Genomic DNA, 515 nt, shown 5'->3' with positions numbered 1-515 from the left:
TTGCCGCGGCTTCGGCGGTGTACTTGAGCCCCACTACATTGTCGGCGCAGAACCACTCGACCAGTGAGCTATTACGCACTCTTTCAAGGATGGCTGCTTCTAAGCCAACCTCCTGGCTGTCTTCGCGATCCCACATCCTTTTCCACTTAGTACACCCTTAGGGGCCTTAACCGGCGATCTGGGCTGTTTCCCTCTCGACTATGAAGCTTATCCCCCACAGTCTCACTGCCGTACAACACAATTAGTGGCATTCGGAGTTTGGCTGACATTGCTAAGATTGTAGTCCCGCTCAACCAACCAGTCGCTCTACCTCCACCAAGCTATAATACGACGCTGCACCTAAATGCATTTCGGGGAGAACCAGCTATCACGGAGTTTGATTGGCCTTTCACCCCTACCCACAGCTCATCCCCGCAGTTTTCAACCTACGTGGGTTCGCGCCTCCACAACCTCTTACAGCTGCTTCACACTGGCCATGGGTAGATCACCCCGCTTCGGGTCCAGGACATGCCACT

At 54.2% G+C, this 515-nt stretch carries 1 rRNA gene; it reads right to left on the bottom strand.

What is annotated here, in order from left to right:
- A 23S ribosomal RNA gene (locus QP941_RS11545) occupies positions 1–515 on the bottom strand; the annotation flags it as partial.

The organism is Corynebacterium sp. MSK150 (assembly GCF_030229215.1).
GTDB lineage: Bacteria > Actinomycetota > Actinomycetes > Mycobacteriales > Mycobacteriaceae > Corynebacterium.
The sequence above is the reverse complement of the archived record's forward strand: the minus strand, read 5'-3'. Positions and strand labels throughout refer to the sequence as shown.